This is a genomic window from Bradyrhizobium sp. MI1.4, from assembly GCF_055811315.1.
The window spans coordinates 1,005-17,728 of sequence record NZ_JBVVPP010000054.1; the positions used below are offsets into that span (position 1 = coordinate 1,005).

Consider the following 16,724-nt stretch of genomic DNA (forward strand, 5'->3'; position numbering starts at 1 on the left):
CCCCCCCAAACCCCCCCCCCCCCCCCCCCCCCCCCCCCCCCCCCGCGGGGGGGCGGGGGGCCCCCCCCCCCCCCCCCCGCGCCCGCCTCCCCCCCTCCCCCCCCCCCCCCCCCCCCCCCCCCCCCCCCGCCGCCGGCGGCGACTTCACGGTACGGCAGGCCAAGCTCGACACGACGCCGGTAGCGGCGCTGCTCGGACCGATCAGGGATTTTTCCGGCAAGCCGCTCGGCGCCGTCGAACTGGTGATGGACAATGCCGACTATGTGGCCTCCGCCGACCGTGCCTGGCTGCTGGCATTCGGCATCGCCGCGCTCGGGCTCGTGCTCGCCGCCATCGTCGGCTATCTCATCGCCCGCAGCATCTCGCGCCCGATCATTTCCATCACCAGCGTGATGCGCGAGCTGGCCGACGGACACCTCGATGTCACCATCCCCGTCAGCAAGGCGAATGACGAGGTCGGCGCGATGGTCAAGGCTGTCGCGGTGTTCCGCGACAACGCCGTCAACTTCAACCGGCTCCAGGCCGAACAGGCCGACACTAAGGCGCAATCCGAAGCGGAGAAGCGACGCGCGTTCGCCGCGCTCGCCGACAATTTCGAAGCCAGCATCCGCGAGGTCGTCACCACGGTCTCCTCGGCCGCGGTCGAGATGGAGAACACGGCGCGCTCGATGTCTGATATCGTCGAGCGGTCGCGGCAGCAGACCGGCACGGTGTCGTCGGCCTCGGCGCTCGCCTCGGAAAATGTGCAGACGGTCGCTGCCGCCGCGGAAGAGCTGTCGTCGTCCATGACCGAGATCAGCCGGCGCCTTGCGCACGCGACCGCGGTGGTCGGCAAAGCCGCGAGCGACGGACGACGGTCGAACGAGCGCGTGCAAAGTCTGGCCGACGCCGCGCAAAAAATCGGCGACGTCGTCTCCTTCATCAGCGGCATCGCCGAGCAAACCAATCTGCTGGCCCTCAACGCGACGATCGAGGCGGCGCGCGCGGGCGAAGCCGGCCGCGGCTTTGCGGTGGTTGCCTCCGAGGTGAAGGCGTTGGCAACCCAGACCGCCAAAGCGACCGAGGAGATCGGCGCCCAGGTCACGGCGGTACAAGGCGAGACCACCGGAGCAGTGGACGGCATCCAGTCGATCTGCGCAACGATCCAGGAGGTCGACGAGATCTCCGCCGCGATCGCCGCCGCCGTCGGCCAGCAGGGCACCGCAACGCAGGAGATCGCCCAGAACGTGCAGCAGGCAGCCGCCCGCACCGGCGAGGTCTCGCAAAACATCGCAGGCGTCACCGCCGGCATCGCCGCGACGGGAACAGCAGCGGAGGAGGTGCTGGGCTCCGCGATCGAGCTGTCAAAGCAATCGCAGCGGCTGCGGGACGAGGTGGACCGCTTCCTCGCGCATATTCGCGCGGCGTAGGCGGGCTACAGGGAGGAGCTGCGGCGCGACGGCGGCAACTCCGAATCTTCGCCAAACCAGATTCGGTGGCTAGGGGTCCTGGCTTTCGCCAGGACGACGTTAGCTCGCGCCACGCAACCGCCTAGCTCTTTCGTCCCACCATCACGTCGATCGCTCCCTTCACGATCGCCTCGAGCTCCTTCCGCGATACGCGGGCGCGCGACCGAATGGCAATTGAGTGCACCGTCGCAGATGCTAGCTGCGCCAGCACGGCGGGATCGGCGCTTTCGGGCAATTCGCCTTTCTCCTTGGCGCGGCGGAAGCAACTCGCAAACGCCTTGTCGAGTTCGTTAAGGCCATCGAGCACCATGGCGCGGATGTCGGGATCGCCGACCGCTTCGGAGGCCGCCGTGACCACGGTGAAGCAGCCGCGCGGGCCGGTTGCGCCGGACAGATAGATGTTCAGCGCGGACGCGAAGATACGCTCCAGCCGCTGGCGCACGGGCATCTCCTGGCGAAAGATCTCCACCATGGATGCGCGCGCGTCCTCACGGTAGCGCTGATAGCTCTTGATGTAGAGCTCGCGCTTGTCGCCGAAGGCGCCATAGAGGCTCGGGCGATTCATGCCGGTGGCTTCGCTGAGATCGTCGAGCGAGGTCGCGGCGAAACCCTGCGTGCGGAACAGGTCGAGCGCCTTGCCGAGCGCGACCTCGGGTTCGTAGGCGCGCGGACGGCCGCGGCGCTTGGGCTCAGTGGCAGCAGCTGGCGGCTTCGATTTTTGTACCATTTCGCAATTTAATCCTTGACCAATGCCATAATATGCAGGACAGTACAAAAATCAATCTGGCCAGGTTGAGCGCCACTCCAAAAGTCACATCGAAGAATTGCCCAAGGAGGCTCAAGATGGATCTTTATTTCTCGCCGCTCGCCTGTTCGATGGCGAGCCGCGTCGCGCTGTATGAAGCCGGCGCCGAAGCCAATTATCTCGAAGTCGATCCGCCGACCAAGACGGTGCTGAGCGACGGCACCGACTTTCGAACCGTGAACCCGATCGGCCTGGTGCCGACACTGCGGACGGACGACGGCGTGGTGCTGACCGAGAACGCCGCGATCCTGCAATATATCGCCGACCGCTTCCCGCAATCGGGTCTCGGAGCCGCAGCGGGCATCGAGCGCACGCGACTGCATCAATGGCTCTGCTTCATCGGCACCGAGCTGCACAAGGGCCTGTTCATCCCGGTGCTCGACCGCAAGGCGCCGCAGGAGACGAAAGCCTACGCGCTGGAGAAGAACCTGTCGCGGCTGGACTATCTCGACAATTACCTGAAGGGGCGCGACTTCCTGCTCGACCAATTCAGCGTCGCCGACGCCTATCTCGTCACGGTCATCAACTGGACCATGGCGACGCCGCTGATCGAGCTCGCCAAATGGCCGAACGTGAAGGCCTATTACGAACGCCTGCGTCAACGGCCCTCGATCGCCAAGGCGATCGCGGAAGAGTTCGAGCTGTACAAGGCCGAGCAGGCGCGGAAGAAGGCCGCGGCGTAAGCTTTGACGATTGAGGCGCGCCGTCCCGGCTGAGCGGCCGGGACGGCGCAATCTATCCGTACAACACCCTCGGCAGGATCGTGACGATGCCGGGCCAGAGCGTCAGCAGCAGCACGAATCCGACCATGATGAGGAGATAGGGCATCGTGACGCGCGCGATGTAGCCGAGGCCGTCGTCGGTCAGGCCTTGGATCACGAACAGGTTGAAGCCGACCGGCGGCGTGATCTGGGCCATCTCGACCGCGAGCACGAGGAAGATGCCGAACCAGATCTCGTCGAAGCCCGCGCCCTTCACGATCGGCAGCACGATCGGCAGCGTCATCACGATCATCGAGAAGCCATCGAGGAAACAGCCGAGGATCAGATAAAAGATAATCAGCACCACGATCAGCATGAACGGCGATAGCCCCAAGCCCTTCACGAAGGCGGCGACTGCCTGCGGGATGCCGAGGAAGGCCGCGGCGTTGCCGAGGATCGAGGCGCCGAGCACGATCAGCGCGATCATCGAACAGGTCACGACCGAGCCGATCAGCACGTCACGCATCACCTGCTGCGACATCGAGCCCTGCGCCCAGGCGACCAGCGCCGCGCCGAACACGCCGACCGCGGCGGCCTCCGACGGCGTCGCCAGCCCGCCATACATCGAGCCGAGCACGCAGGCGATCAGGAACAGCGCCGGCGCGAGGTCCTTGAGCGCCGCAAACCGTTCGCGCCATGGCACTTGCGAGAGCTTGGCTTCCGCCTCCGGCACCATGCCGGGGTTAAGGGTCGTGTGCAGCATCACCCACCCCATGAAGGTGGCGGCCAGCAGCAGTCCGGGCAGCACCCCGGCCGTGAACAGTTTCAGGATCGAGACGTCGCCGAGCACGCCGTAGATGATCATGATGTTGGATGGCGGGATCAAAAAGCCGAGCGTGCCGGCGCCGGCGAGCGAGCCGATCGCGATGTCGCGGGAATAGCCGCGGCGCAGCAGTTCGTTCAGGGACATGCGGCCGATCACCTGCGTCGTCGCCGCCGACGAGCCGGAGATTGCGGCGAAGATGGTGCAGCCGATCACGTTCACATGCAGAAGACGACCCGGCAAAAGCCCCGCCCAGGGCGCGAGCCCCTGGAACAGAGAACGTGACAGACGGGTGCGAAACAGCAACTCGCCCATCAGGATGAACAGCGGCAGCGCCAGCAGTTCCTGCGTCGTCAAGATGTTCCAGGCGTATTGCGGCAGCAGCTTGTCGAGCGGGATTGAGCGGAACATCGCCAGCAGCAGCGTTGCGGTGAGCGCAAGCGTCAGGCCGATCCATACGCCGCATGCCAGAAGCGCAAACAGGATCCCGAAGAGAGCAACGACTTCGATGGTCATGGTATCCGGTGTCTGCTGGCTGGCGCGTGGGCGATCATTCGACGGGCGAGGCCTTCATGCGGTGGTCCTCCAGCGGCAGGCCGAGCACGGCCTGGATCACGCGCGCCAGGAACTGCAGCGTCAGCAGCAGCATGCCGAAGGTGACGACGGCCTGTGGAAACCACAGCGGGGTGTCGCTCGAGGTCGAGACCTGGCCGCGCACATAGGCGCCGAAGGCGAACTTCGCCATCGATGATGTCAGGAAGGCCATGAAGGCGAAGCCGGCGGCGGCCGACAGGATTTCGATCGCGCGCTGAAACGGAGCGGGGACGTTCTTCAGCAGCAGCACGACACGGATATGGCCGCCGACGCGCAGGGTCATGGCGGCGCCGAAGGTGAAGGACGCCGCCATCAGATAGGAGGAATACTCCCACGCGATCGAGATTGTGGGCGGAAAGAACGGCAGGAAGTTCGAGAGGAAGCGCGTTGCGACCTCGCACAGCATCAGCAGCGTCAGCATCAAGAGGCAGCCGCCACCGATCCAGCCGTCCAGCCGGCCAAGACGGTCGATGCCGTCGAGCAGGATGCGCAGCGGCGCCGGCGCCGCCGCGTTGAGACTATGGGACGACGCAGGCAAAACATCCGCCACTGCAAGTCCTCAGCGCTTCATTTCGGCGAGATAGGCCCGCACCGGCTTGTCGGCCGCCGGCACGCGCTTGACGAAAGCGTCGAGCTGCGGCGCCGTCTTGGCGCGAATGTCCGTGATCATGGCATCCGAGACCGGCACCACCTCCATGCCGCCTTCCTTGAGCCGGTTGAGGCTGTCGACGTCCGCCTTGAGCGAGTTCGCCCAGAAGCCCGGCTCCATCTTCGCGGCAATGCCGGCGACGAGCTGCTGCTGATCGGCACTCAGCGCCTTCCAGGAATCGAGGTTGACGGTGAGCATCTGCGACGACCAGACGTGGTTGGTCGGGTAGATGTATTTCAGGAATTCCCAGAATTTTCCGTCGACGCCCGACACCGACGAGGTGGATACGCCGGAGACCGCGCCCGACGCCAGCGCCGGGATGGTCTCGCCCCACGGAATCATCACCGGCGCCATGCCGACCACGGCCAGCATGTCGACGGCGTTCTTGTCGGGCACGCGGATCTTGATGTTCTTCAAGCCGTCGACATCGGCGACCTTGACCTTGAGATGCAGATATTGCGTCGGCCAGGGCACGATGTAGAGGATCTTCTGGTTGTTGCGCGCGGCGACCTTCTCGTATTCGGGCCGCACGTATTTGTGCAGCACCTTCAATTCGTCCATGGAGCCGCAGAGAAAGGGAATGCTTTCGACGCCCATGAAGGGTTCGTCGCCGACCTGCTGAATATTGAGGACATCGGCGAGCGGCACCAGACCGTCGCGGACGGCGCGCAGATGCTCGGGGCCCTTGAAGCCGAGCTGTCCACCGGCCTTCACGGTGATCGCGACCGAGCCAGCCGTCTGCTTCTTCACCTCTTCCGCGAAGGCAAACGCGTTCTGGGTGTGGAAATTGCCGTCGGGCCATACCGTCGACATGTCCCAGCTTACCGTCGCCGCTCGCGCGCGGGTCGAGATGTGGCCGGCTGCGAGCAGCGTCGCTGCGCCCGCGGTAAAAGTCCGTCGCGTGATCATTGAGCCCCTCCGTTTGCTACGCGCACGGCGCCTGAAGCGTCATCGCGTGTGCCCATAAATTTCAACCGCATTGTCGGCAGACACGAGGCCGCTTTCGATGTCGTCGTTGACGGCTGTCGGCGCGCGCTCCCGGGGATCGCCGATGCCGGCGCCGCCTGGTGTCAGCACCACCAGCCGGTCGTCCGGCGGCACCTGCTGAAAGCCTTTTCCACGCAGCTTCTTGCCGGACTTCAGGCCGACATAGCCGGCCTCGCCGTTCTTGCCGCCATCACGTCCGCGTGGCGGATGATCGATGCGATCGAATGCCGCCAGGATGTCGAACGGCGCATCGACACCGCTGCCGACCTCGATGATCTGGCCGAGGCCCCCGCGGGTTCGCCCTGCCCCGCCGGAATCCGGACGCAGTTCCTTGCGCCAGAAGATCAGCGGCGTCTGCGTCTCGGCGATCTCAACCGGCGTGCCGCGCACGCCGCTGGGATAGGCGGTCGCCGACAGCCCGTCCTTCGCGAAGCGCGCGCCGGTCCCGCCATTGGAGGTCACCGCCATCGAAAATCCGTAATTGCCGCCGGCGCCCGAGCGGGTCTGGCCGCGCACGTTGAGATTCCACAGGCACGAGGTGCCTTCCGCGGGCACGCGCTCGGGAATGATCTGGCGCAGGCAGCCGAACACGACATCGGGCAGCATCTGGCCGATGATGTGGCGCGAGGCGACCGGCGCCGGCTTTGGCGCATTGAGGATCGCGCCTTTGGGAGCCGACACCGTCAGTGGCGAGAGCGAACCGGCATTGTTCGGAATCTGGGAGGCGACGACGCAGCCGAGACCGAACACGGTGTAAGCGATGGTGTAGGACAGAGGCACGTTGATGCCGAACCTGGACGCGGCCGAGGTGCCGTCGAAGTCGACGTGGATGCCTTCGTCCGAGATCGTCAGCACGGCGGCCAGCGTGACCGGCTCATCATAGCCGTCGACCACCATGGTGTTGCGCCAGCTGCCTTTCGGCAGTTTGGCGATCTCGGCCAGCACGGCCTCGCGCGAGCGGTCGCAGATGTAGTCGCCGAGCGCATCGAGCGAGTCGATGCCGAACTCGGTCATCATCTCGACCAGGCGCTCGCAGCCGACGTCGTTGCAGCCGGCGAGCGAATAGGTATCGCCCTCGGTGTCGATCGGCAGCCGCGTGTTGGTGCGGATCATCGCCATCAGCGTCTCGTTGACGACGCCCTGGTCGATCAGCTTCAGCATGGGGATGTAGAGCCCCTCCATGAACACGTCGGTGGCGTCGGGTCCGAAGCCGATGCCGCCGATGTCCATGAGATGGCTGGTGCAGGAAAACAGCGCGACCGGCTTGCCGTCCTTGAAGCAGGGCGTGGTGACGACGAAATCGTTGAGATGGCCGGTGCCCATCCAGGGATCGTTGGTGATGTAGGCGTCGCCCTCCTTCATCGTCTCGATCGGAAAGTGGGCGATGAAGTGCTTGACCGATTCCGCCATCGAGTTGACGTGGCCGGGCGTGCCGGTCACCGCCTGCGCCAGCATCCGTCCCTTGAGGTCGAACACGCCGGCCGAGAGGTCGCCGCATTCGCGCACGATCGGGCTGAAGGCCGTGCGGAGCAGCACCTGCGCCTGCTCCTCGACCACGGCGATCAGCCGGTGCCACATGATCTGAAGGTCGATCAGGCTCGCGCCGCTTGCCTTGCTCATGATCAGGCCGCCTTCCGTTCCATGACGATGCTGCCGGCACCGTCGATATGGGCATCAAAACTGTTGGAGACGAACGTCGAGGTCTCGTCCTCCGCGATCACGGCGGGACCTGCAATCGTCGCGCCTGGCGCCATGTCCTCGCGGCGATAGAGCGGGATCTCGATCACCTCCCCGACCCGGCCATCGAAGAACTTGCGGCTGCCGGTCGCCTTCCCGGCGGGCTTGCGCGTAACGGTTGCGACAATAGGCGGATTGCGCGCCTCGGTCGTCGCAAGCACCGACCAGCTCAAGACCTCGATCGCCGCACCCGGGATCGGCCGCTCGAACATCACCGCATAATCCGCCTCGAACTTCTGACGCAGGCCGGCCAGATCGGCCGTCGCCAGCCGCCGGTTCGGCAGTTCGATCGAGATCTCATGGCCTTGACCGACATAGCGCATGAAGGCCGCGCGGCGCTCGCGGACCGGCGCGCCTGCCGCACCCGTCTCGACCAGCGCACGCGCTTCGGTCACCATCTCCTGGAGCAGATCGGAGACCCCTTCGGTGTCGAAATCGTCGAGCCGCACATGACGGCTGCGCACCAGCTCGTAGGCGATCGGAGCCGCGAGGAAGCCAACGGCCGAGCCGACGCCGGCATTGGAAGGAACGATCACGCGGGAGACACCGATCTTCTCGGCGACGCGCGCCGCATGCAGAGGCGCCGCGCCGCCGAAGGCGATCAGCGTGTGCTGACCGACAATCTCACCGCGCTCGACCGTATGCACGCGCGCCGCGCTCGCCATGTTCTCGCAGACGACCTCGTGCACGGCATAGGCCGCAGTCTCTGCCGACAGACCCAGCGGCTCGCCGACGCTGCGCAGCAGCGCCTGCTTCGAGAGTTCAGGGTCGAGCTTGATCGTGCCACCCGCGAAGTCGTCCGGATCGATCATGCCGAGCGCGACGTCGGCATCCGTCACGGCCGGGCGCAGGCCGCCGCGGCCGTAGCAGGCGGGCCCGGGCTCCGACGAGGCACTCTCAGGACCGACCGTGACGCGCTTCATCGCATCGACATGGGCGATCGAGCCGCCGCCGGCGCCGATCTCGACCATCTCGATCACGGGAATCCGCACCGGCAGACCCGAACCTTTCAGGAAGCGCGCTGCGCGATCGACCTCGAACACGCGCGAGGTCTCGGGCTGGTATTTTTCGATCAGACAGATCTTTGCCGTGGTACCGCCCATATCGAAGGACAGCACCTTGCTCTCGCCGAGACGCGCCGCGATCTGCGCCGCGAAAATGGCGCCGCCGGCAGGACCGGATTCGACGAGGCGCACCGGAAAGCGCCGCGCCGTCTCGATCGAGGTGACACTGCCGCCGGAGGTGACGAGATAGATCGCGCCGCGGTACTGCTCGACCTGCAAGGCGTCGGACATGCGAGCGAGATAACCATCGATTAGCGGCTGCACATAGGCGTTGGCCACTGCAGTCGATGTGCGCTCATATTCGCGGATCTCCGGGCACACCGCGGACGATACGGTCACGGAAATGCCGGGCATCTCCTCACTGATGATCGCGGCCGTGCGGCGCTCGTGCTCGGGATTGGCGTAGGAGTGCAGGAACGCGATTGCGACGCTCTCGACGTTCAGCGCGCGCAATCTTGGCGCGAGCGCGCGCACCGCCGCTTCGTCCAACGGGAGGCGGACGGCGCCATGCGCGTCGATGCGCTCGGGCACGGTGAAGCGCAGGGATCGCGGCGCCAGCGGCTTCGGCTTATCGATGGAGAGGTCATACTGGTCGTAGCGGCTCTCGGTGCCGATATCGAGCACGTCGCGAAAGCCCTCGGTCGCGATCAACGCCGTCTTGGCGCCGCGACGCTCGATGATGGCGTTGGTCGCGAGCGTCGTGCCGTGAATGAAGACGTCGATGTCGCTGATATAGGCGCGCGCATCAGCGAGAATGAGCCGCATGCCGTCCAGCACCGCCTCTTCCGGCCGCTGCGGCGTCGTCAGCAATTTGCGCGTCTTGCGCACCTCGCCCACGTCCAGCACGATGTCGGTGAACGTGCCACCGATATCGACGGCAAGCCGCACCTCGGCTCCCTCAAGCATTCCAAACTCTCCGTGCTGATCGTCAAGACCGAGGACAAAAGCGGAGCAATTTCCATGCCATGGATGACAGGAACATGCTGCCGTCCAGCTATTCTGCTTGGCACCCATGCAATAGGCAAGGCGTGTTCGCAGGCCGCGCGATCAGAGCAGGAATGCAAGCGCCGCTTCGCAGCGCTCCTCGACCTTCAGCGTGAGGAGATCATCGGCGCGGGTGCGTCCGAGATTGACCGCAGCGATCGGGATTTGCCGTTGCGCGGCCGCCTGCACGAAGCGGAAACCGGAATAGACCATCAGTGACGAGCCGACGATGAGCATGGCGTCCGCCTGCGCCAGATGATCCTGCGCGGTCACGACCACGTCGCGCGGGACGGTCTCGCCGAAGAACACGACGTCGGGCTTGAGGATGCCGCCGCAGGATTCGCAGGCCGGCACCTTGAACGACGAAAAATCCGCATGCTCCAGGTCCGCATCGCCGTCGGGCGCATCGGCCGCGTCGAGCGTCAACCATTCCGCATTGGCGTGGCCGAGCGTCTCCTGGAATTCGCTCCGCGGGGTCTTTTGACCGCAGCCCATGCAGCGGACCAGATCGAGCCGGCCGTGCAGGTCGATCACCTGGCGGTGGCCGGCGGATTGATGCAGCCGGTCGACGTTCTGGGTCAGCAGCATTCCGCAACGCCCGCTCGCCTCGAGCCGGGCGAGCGCGTGATGCGCATCGTTCGGCCTCGCCTGGCCGAACCGCCGCCAGCCGATCAGGCTGCGCGCCCAATAGCGCCGACGCGTATGCTCTTCCGACATGAAAGCCTGGAAGTTCACCGGCTGGGTCCGCTTCCAGTTGCCGTGACTGTCGCGATAATCGGGGATGCCCGAATTGGTGCTGCAGCCAGCGCCGGTCAGCACGAACAGATTTTCGTGCCGTCCGACGAAATCGCGGAGCGGATGATTTGCCATGACGCAGATGTAGTCTGCGCAGGCCGGTTTTGCCAGATGGCGAGGAAGCCCGCTAGCTTGCCCAGTTCTCGCGGAATTCGGGAAACAGCGTCAGACCTCCGCACGCATAGATGGTCTGCCCCGTGATGTAGCTGGCCTCATCCGAGGCGAGGAAGGCGAACACGCCGGCGATCTCCTCCGGCGTGCCGACACGGCCGAGCGGAATGTGGCTGGTGACCACACCGCGCTTTTCCGGATCGCCGGTCCAGGCCGCGTTGATTGGGGTGTCGATCGCGCCTGGACCGACCGCATTGACGCGAATGCCGCGGCCGGCGAATTCGAGTGCCAGCGTGCGTGTCAGATTGGCCATGCCGCCCTTGCTGATGGAATAGGCGAGGTAGCCGGGTTTCGGGATGATCTGGTGGACGCTGGAGCAATTGATGATGCTGCCGCCTGCGCCGCGCGCAACGAAATGCGCGAGCGCCTTCTGGGCGCAGAGCACGGCGCCGTTGAGATTGACGTCGATGATGCGGCGATAGGTGTCGATGTCGAGCGCCTCGCTCGGCGATTCCCGCTGGAAGCCCGCATTGTTGACCAGGCAGTCGAGACGCTTCCAGCGCGCCAGGATCGTCTCGAACATCGCGGCTACGTCCTGCTCGTTGCTGACGTCGGCCCTGACGACGACATGGTCGAGCTTGCCGTGGCCGCGATCGCTCGATGCCGTACGCGCGTACGCGAGCACCTCCTCTGCCTTTTCCGGATGATCGACATAGTTGATGGCAACGGTCGCGCCTTCCTGGGCAAGCCGAATGGCGACGGCGCGGCCGATGCCTTGCGAGGCGCCCGTCACCAGCGCGTATTGGCCGACGAGGCGCGAAGAAAAGGTGGTCGAGCGGTCGGTATGTGGCATCGTTCTTCTCCGGGGACACATCAACATGGAGGGAACCGGCGTTTTGTTCCATCCGTCGGCGCACCGCTGGGATTCACTCCTAGCGGCGAGCCAGTCGCGAAGTCAGGATCTGGTACAGGATGATGGCGCCAAAGGTTGCGGTGCCGATCCCGCCGATCGTGAAGGCGCCGAATTTGAGCGTGAGGTCGCCGGCGCCTGCGGTGAGCGCGACCGCGACGGTGATCAGGTTTGCCGGACTTGAGAAGTCGACCTTGTTCTCGACCCAGATCCGGCCGGCCATTGCGGCGATCAACCCGAACAGCACGATCGAGAGCCCACCGATGACGGGACCCGGGATCGACAGGACCAGCGCGCCGAATTTCGGCGAGAAGCCGAGCACGATCGACACCATCGCCGCGAAGGCAAACAGCAAGGTCGAATAGACCTTCGTCGCCGCCATGACGCCGATGTTTTCGGCATAGGTGGTGACGCCGGTGCCGCCGCCGCAGGCGGCCACCATGGTCGCGAGGCTGTCGGCAAGCAAGGCGCGGCCGAGATAGTCATCGAGGCTCCGGCCCGTCATGGCGCCGACGGCCTTGATGTGACCGAGGTTCTCGGCGACGAGAATGATCGCGACCGGCGCGATCAGGACGATTGCATCGGCCTGGAAGGTCGGCGTGGTAAAACTCGGCAGGCCGATCCGCGACGCAGCCGAAACTTGCGTGAAGTCGATCGGCCTGCCGAAGCCGAGGCCGTTCGCGAACAGCAGGTACAAAAGATATCCGCCGATCGCGCCGAGAATGATCGGCAGGCGGCGCCACAGGCCAGGCGCGCCAACGGCAACCACGCCGATGATCAGAACGGTCGCGAGCCCGATTCCTGTGTCGAACGCATTGGCGCTCACTGCCTTGACCGCCACCGGCGCGAGGTTGAGGCCGATCGCGGCGACCACAGCGCCGGTGACGACCGGCGGCAACAGCTTCTCGATCCAGCCAACCCCCGACCACATCACGACCAGCGCGATCAGGCCATAGAGGACGCCGGCTCCTACGATGCCGCCAAGCGCAACCGACAGGTTCGGGTTCGGCCCGTGCCCGGCATAGCCTGTGGCGGCGATCACGACCGCGATGAACGCGAAGCTCGAGCCGAGATAGCTCGGCACGCGCCCCGCGACGATGACGAAGAAGATCAGCGTGCCGATGCCGGAAAACAGCACCGCAACATTGGGATCGAACCCCATCAGCAGCGGCGCGATGATCGTCGAGCCCGACATTGCGACGCAATGCTGGAGACCGGAGACGACGGTCTGGCCAAGCGGCAGCCGCTGCTCGGGCATGATCACGCCGGAGGACTTCAGAATCCAACGCGGAAAATAGCCTTGCGCTCGCTCATCGGAGCCCGTTGCAATCGGCATGTTCCCCCCAGTTGCGGTGCAGCGACCGATCTTCGTGCGAACAGACAAAAATGTGATTGTCGCTTCTGCAGCGGCCATCACATGATGCAAATCAAACAAGATCAATACGTCCGGGTCCTATTCTATGACACAGATTGCGATCCAGCCAGCCGTCCACCGCCGGCACCAGCCCTGGTACAAGATCCTCTACATTCAGGTGCTGATCGCGATCGCACTCGGGGTGCTCGTCGGCTATTTCTATCCCGATCTCGGCAAGGCCCTGAAGCCGCTCGGTGACGGTTTCATCGCGCTGATCAAGATGATGATCGCGCCGGTGATCTTCTGCACCGTGGTGCACGGCATCTCCTCGATGGGCGACCTCAAGCGCGTCGGTCGGGTCGGGCTGAAGTCGCTGATCTATTTCGAGACGGTCTCGACCGTGGCGCTCGCGGTCGGCCTGCTGGTCGGCGAGGTGCTCCAGCCCGGGCACGGCTTCAACATCGATCCCGCCACGATTGACCCGAAATCGGTGGCGACCTACGTCACCAAGGCCAAGGAAGAAGGCATCGTCGCCCATCTGATGGCGATCATCCCCGACAGCTATCTGGGCGCCATCGCACGCGGCGATCTGTTGCAGGTGCTACTGATCTCGATCCTGTCGGGCTTCGCCATCGCGTTCCTCGGCAAGGCCGGCGAGCCCATTGCGGAGGCGATCGACAAGGCCGCAAAGATGTTCTTCGGCATCATCCGCATCATCGTGCGCGTCGCCCCGATCGGAGCGTTCGGCGCGATGGCGTTCACCGTCGGTGCCTACGGCCTCGGTTCGCTGCTCAACCTCGCGGCCCTGATCGGCACGTTCTATCTCACCAGCATCCTGTTCGTTGTGGTCGTGCTCGGCGCAATCGCGCGGCTCGCCGGCTTCTCGATCTTGCGTTTCATCGCCTACATCAAGGACGAGCTGCTGATCGTGCTCGGCACCTCGTCATCAGAAACGGTGCTGCCGCAGATGATCCAGAAGATGGAGCATCTCGGCGCCTCGCGTTCGGTGGTCGGCCTCGTCATTCCGACCGGTTACAGCTTCAACCTCGACGGCACCAACATCTACATGACGCTGGCAACGCTGTTCCTGGCGCAGGCGACCAATACCCATCTGACCATCTGGCAGGAGCTCGGCATTCTCGGCATCGCCATGATCACCTCGAAGGGCGCCTCTGGCGTGACGGGAGCGGGCTTCATCACGCTGGCGGCGACGCTCTCGATCGTGCCCGACATCCCGATCCAGTCGATTGCGATCCTTGTCGGCATCGACAAGTTCATGAGCGAGTGCCGCGCGCTGACCAATCTGATCGGCAACGGCGTCGCCTGTGTCGTCATCAGCATCTCCGAAGGCGAGCTCGACCGCGATGCGCTGCACGAGACCATGGCCCATCCGCTGGAGATGGGTGAGGCGCTCGAACCGGGCGGCAGCGCCGCCTCCTAGGCCGCGCGCAGGTTGGGCGGCGTCCGGTTCCAACGCGGTAGTTTCCCGGAGTGGTAAATTGGAGCGACGCGAGTCACAACTGCTGCGTTGGGATCACGGATTGATACTCATCTTTTTCCACCCGACGCGCTGGGGGCAGGGCGTCGGGTTTTTGAAAATTGTCGTCGTGCCGAACCGCAAAGCGGGATCAAATGATCCTGCAACCGGCGCGCTGCCTCGGGGCAGCAAGATCGAGCCGTCGGGTAATCCCGATCGCCTGCAAAAACGCCTCATCATGACTGACGACGAGCAGCGCGCCGTCATAGGCCCTCAAGCCCGCTTCGACGGCTTCGATGGATTCGATGTCCAGATGATTGGTCGGCTCGTCGAGGATCAGCAGCGACGGCGGCATCGCTCCGCCCAGCACGCAGGCAAGGCCTGCACGAAACATCTGCCCGCCGCTCAAATGTCCCACGATCTGCAGGGCGGCATCGGCTCGAAACATGAACCGGGCCAGCGCCGCATGGCATTCATTTGCACCCGCCTTCGGATGGAAGCGCCTGAAGTTATCCAGGATGGAGACCGCGGGATCGAGCAGGCTGGCCTTCTGATCGAACAGCGCAAGATCCGGCCTGACCCGCATGGTGCCGGAGAGCGGACGTAGTTCGCCGGCGACGAGTTTCAGCAGCGTCGTCTTGCCGGAACCGTTGGGTCCGACAATTGCCAGGCGCTCCGGACCAACGATCGCGAGCGATAGATCGCGCAAGACTTCCCGGTCCGGCCGATAGCCGGCGCTGACGCAATCGAGCCAAACCACCTCCCTGCCCGCTGGCAGCCGGGTCGAGGGCAGCTTCACCGACAGCGGCTGAAGAATCTCGATGCGCCGGCGCGCCGTATCAAGGGCCTCAAGCGCATCCGCACGCCGCCGCTCGGCGATCTGCGCGGTCTTGCCGCCGGTGTCTTCGCTACGGTCCTTGCGTGCGCCGGCCAGGATGCGCGGCATGTCGCCCTTGGCGCGCTTCTTCTTGCCCCCGCCGTCCTTGCGCGCTTTCCTCTCCGCGGCCTCCTGCGCTTTCCCGTCGATCTCGGACAGGCGCCTCTGGGCATGCGCGAGGTCGTGCCTGACAGCCGCGAGCGCAACGGCTTTCTGCTCGCAATAACTGCTCCAATTGCCGCCGTATCGCGTAGCTCCGAGCGACGTCAGCTCGACGATCGCATCCATGGTTTCGAGCAGGCTCCGATCGTGGCTGACGACGATCGCCCCACCGCGCCAAGACGCAAGGAAATCGATCACCGCCTTGCGCCCCTCCCGATCGAGATTGTTGGTGGGCTCGTCGAGCAGCAGGAAGTCTGGCTCCGCAAAGATCAGCGCGGCCAGACGAACCCGCGTGACCTGCCCGCCCGACAGGCGGTCGAGCTCGATCTCCGGAGCGACGTCGAACCCGACACGCGCAAGGGCGGACGTAAGCCGTGTTTCGAGGGTCCAATCGACCTCGGAAACCTCCTCGGCCAAGGCATCCCCGCGCTCGGCACGGCGAAGCAGATCGAGCGCGGCTCGCGCACCGAACAGGTCGATCACCTTCGCGCCCGCAAGGGGCTGGACGTCCTGGCGCAACAGACCAACGGTTCCGTTGATAGCAACGCGCCCCGATTGAGGAATGTGCTCTCGCGAAATCGACGCAAGCAGCGTCGTCTTCCCGACGCCGTTGCGGCCGACGAGGCCGGTCCGCTCGGCGCCGAACGTCAGATCGATATTGGAAAAAAGAGAGCGGCCGTCAGGCGAGGACAGCGACAGGTTGGACAGGATGATGGAAGCAGGCATGGAATTCCCCGTGAGCAAGGCAGGTCGGCTTTGCGGTCGGGGTCAAATCCATGGATCTCGAATATCCTGTTTGAGGGCTCTCTAACTAATCCCATCGAAGGGCGAGATCAAGGCGAGGCTCTGAGGAGCGACGGCGCGCGGAGCGCCGACGTCCGCCGCAGGCCCGCGCGATCAACCCTTGAGCGCGGTGACCACGACCTCGATCAGCGCGCTGCCGCCGAGATCGGCGACGCCGACGGTGGCGCGGGTCGGCAGATTGTCGCCGAAGAACTCGGTCCAGACCGCGTCCATCTCCTTCTTCTTGGAAAGGTCCGTGACGAAGATCGAGGTGCTCACGACGCGCGACTTGTCGGTGCCCGCTTCCTTCAGATAGCCGGCGATCTTGCCGAGGATGTTGCGGGTCTGCTCGCCCATCGACACAGAGGTGTCGTCGGCGATGGTGCCGCCAATGAAGACGAAGCCGTTGGCTTCGACGGCGCGGTGCATGATGGACGTGCGGATGCTGCGGGTAATGCTCATG

The 16,724-nt window shown here is 65.0% G+C and carries 14 protein-coding genes; 3 read left to right on the forward strand and 11 right to left on the reverse strand.

Annotated elements, in window-relative coordinates; all coding sequences use genetic code 11:
- A partial coding sequence (locus AC0L23_RS33480) for a methyl-accepting chemotaxis protein (RefSeq protein ID WP_473357960.1) occupies positions 1–1,409 on the forward strand: 1,409 nt, incomplete at its 5' end.
- A gap of 121 nt (positions 1,410–1,530) precedes the next feature.
- Here the strand turns inward: AC0L23_RS33480 and AC0L23_RS33485 are convergent.
- Positions 1,531–2,175 carry a TetR/AcrR family transcriptional regulator gene (locus AC0L23_RS33485; RefSeq protein ID WP_085348913.1) on the reverse strand — a complete coding sequence of 215 codons (645 nt, stop codon included), beginning with the start codon at positions 2,173–2,175 and terminating at the stop codon, positions 1,531–1,533.
- A 116-nt stretch (positions 2,176–2,291) separates the two neighbouring features.
- On the opposite strand from AC0L23_RS33485, the gene AC0L23_RS33490 reads away from it, so the two are divergent.
- On the forward strand, positions 2,292–2,936 hold the full coding sequence (locus AC0L23_RS33490) for a glutathione binding-like protein (RefSeq protein ID WP_085348914.1): 645 nt from the start codon (positions 2,292–2,294) through the stop codon (positions 2,934–2,936).
- A gap of 52 nt (positions 2,937–2,988) precedes the next feature.
- Here the strand turns inward: AC0L23_RS33490 and AC0L23_RS33495 are convergent, their stop codons facing one another.
- The 8 genes from AC0L23_RS33495 to AC0L23_RS33530 all read right to left on the reverse strand — a co-directional run bounded on the left by AC0L23_RS33495 (position 2,989) and on the right by AC0L23_RS33530 (position 12,944).
- The gene (locus AC0L23_RS33495; RefSeq protein WP_085348915.1) at positions 2,989–4,293 is read right to left on the reverse strand and encodes a TRAP transporter large permease; all 1,305 of its coding nucleotides are present in this window, start codon (positions 4,291–4,293) and stop codon (positions 2,989–2,991) included.
- A 34-nt stretch (positions 4,294–4,327) separates the two neighbouring features.
- Positions 4,328–4,921 (reverse strand): TRAP transporter small permease subunit, encoded by a 594-nt coding sequence (locus AC0L23_RS33500; RefSeq protein ID WP_085348916.1) that lies wholly within the window; start codon positions 4,919–4,921, stop codon positions 4,328–4,330.
- Positions 4,922–4,930: 9 nt separating this feature from the next.
- Positions 4,931–5,929 carry a TRAP transporter substrate-binding protein gene (locus tag AC0L23_RS33505; RefSeq protein WP_018453766.1) on the reverse strand — a complete coding sequence of 333 codons (999 nt, stop codon included), beginning with the start codon at positions 5,927–5,929 and terminating at the stop codon, positions 4,931–4,933.
- 39 nt (positions 5,930–5,968) lie between these two features.
- Positions 5,969–7,627 (reverse strand): hydantoinase B/oxoprolinase family protein, encoded by a 1,659-nt coding sequence (locus tag AC0L23_RS33510; protein WP_085359478.1) that lies wholly within the window; start codon positions 7,625–7,627, stop codon positions 5,969–5,971.
- Between the two features lie 2 nt (positions 7,628–7,629).
- Entirely contained in the window at positions 7,630–9,714 is a 2,085-nt protein-coding gene (locus AC0L23_RS33515; protein ID WP_085359480.1) for a hydantoinase/oxoprolinase family protein, read from the reverse strand.
- Between the two features lie 141 nt (positions 9,715–9,855).
- On the reverse strand, positions 9,856–10,662 hold the full coding sequence (locus AC0L23_RS33520; RefSeq protein ID WP_085348919.1) for an NAD-dependent protein deacetylase: 807 nt from the start codon (positions 10,660–10,662) through the stop codon (positions 9,856–9,858).
- A 52-nt stretch (positions 10,663–10,714) separates the two neighbouring features.
- Positions 10,715–11,551: an SDR family oxidoreductase gene (locus AC0L23_RS33525; RefSeq protein ID WP_085359482.1), complete on the reverse strand. Its 837-nt coding sequence runs from the start codon at positions 11,549–11,551 to the stop codon at positions 10,715–10,717.
- Positions 11,552–11,630: 79 nt separating this feature from the next.
- Entirely contained in the window at positions 11,631–12,944 is a 1,314-nt protein-coding gene (locus AC0L23_RS33530) for a solute carrier family 23 protein (protein ID WP_085359484.1), read from the reverse strand.
- 124 nt (positions 12,945–13,068) lie between these two features.
- On the opposite strand from AC0L23_RS33530, the gene AC0L23_RS33535 reads away from it, so the two are divergent.
- Positions 13,069–14,403: a dicarboxylate/amino acid:cation symporter gene (locus AC0L23_RS33535; RefSeq protein WP_085359486.1), complete on the forward strand. Its 1,335-nt coding sequence runs from the start codon at positions 13,069–13,071 to the stop codon at positions 14,401–14,403.
- A 187-nt stretch (positions 14,404–14,590) separates the two neighbouring features.
- On the opposite strand, the gene AC0L23_RS33540 is transcribed toward AC0L23_RS33535, so the two are convergent.
- Together AC0L23_RS33540 and AC0L23_RS33545 are read right to left on the reverse strand one after the other, a co-directional pair.
- Positions 14,591–16,204 (reverse strand): ABC-F family ATP-binding cassette domain-containing protein, encoded by a 1,614-nt coding sequence (locus AC0L23_RS33540; RefSeq protein ID WP_085359488.1) that lies wholly within the window; start codon positions 16,202–16,204, stop codon positions 14,591–14,593.
- Positions 16,205–16,375: 171 nt separating this feature from the next.
- Positions 16,376–16,723, reverse strand: a complete 348-nt coding sequence (locus AC0L23_RS33545) for a RidA family protein (RefSeq protein WP_085359489.1) — start codon at positions 16,721–16,723, stop codon at positions 16,376–16,378.
- Position 16,724: the final 1 nt, after the last annotated feature.

Bases quoted from the DNA above. Each gene is read 5' to 3' on its own strand.
- AC0L23_RS33545 (WP_085359489.1), bottom strand. From the start codon at position 16,723: ATGAGCATTACCCGCAGCATCCGCACGTCCATCATGCACCGCGCCGTC.
- AC0L23_RS33535 (WP_085359486.1), top strand. From the start codon at position 13,069: ATGACACAGATTGCGATCCAGCCAGCCGTCCACCGCCGGCACCAGCCC.
- AC0L23_RS33485 (WP_085348913.1), bottom strand. From the start codon at position 2,175: ATGGTACAAAAATCGAAGCCGCCAGCTGCTGCCACTGAGCCCAAGCGC.
- AC0L23_RS33495 (WP_085348915.1), bottom strand. From the start codon at position 4,293: ATGACCATCGAAGTCGTTGCTCTCTTCGGGATCCTGTTTGCGCTTCTG.
- AC0L23_RS33515 (WP_085359480.1), bottom strand. From the start codon at position 9,714: ATGCTTGAGGGAGCCGAGGTGCGGCTTGCCGTCGATATCGGTGGCACG.
- AC0L23_RS33490 (WP_085348914.1), top strand. From the start codon at position 2,292: ATGGATCTTTATTTCTCGCCGCTCGCCTGTTCGATGGCGAGCCGCGTC.
- AC0L23_RS33530 (WP_085359484.1), bottom strand. From the start codon at position 12,944: ATGCCGATTGCAACGGGCTCCGATGAGCGAGCGCAAGGCTATTTTCCG.
- AC0L23_RS33525 (WP_085359482.1), bottom strand. From the start codon at position 11,551: ATGCCACATACCGACCGCTCGACCACCTTTTCTTCGCGCCTCGTCGGC.
- AC0L23_RS33540 (WP_085359488.1), bottom strand. From the start codon at position 16,204: ATGCCTGCTTCCATCATCCTGTCCAACCTGTCGCTGTCCTCGCCTGAC.
- AC0L23_RS33510 (WP_085359478.1), bottom strand. From the start codon at position 7,627: ATGAGCAAGGCAAGCGGCGCGAGCCTGATCGACCTTCAGATCATGTGG.
- AC0L23_RS33520 (WP_085348919.1), bottom strand. From the start codon at position 10,662: ATGGCAAATCATCCGCTCCGCGATTTCGTCGGACGGCACGAAAATCTG.
- AC0L23_RS33505 (WP_018453766.1), bottom strand. From the start codon at position 5,929: ATGATCACGCGACGGACTTTTACCGCGGGCGCAGCGACGCTGCTCGCA.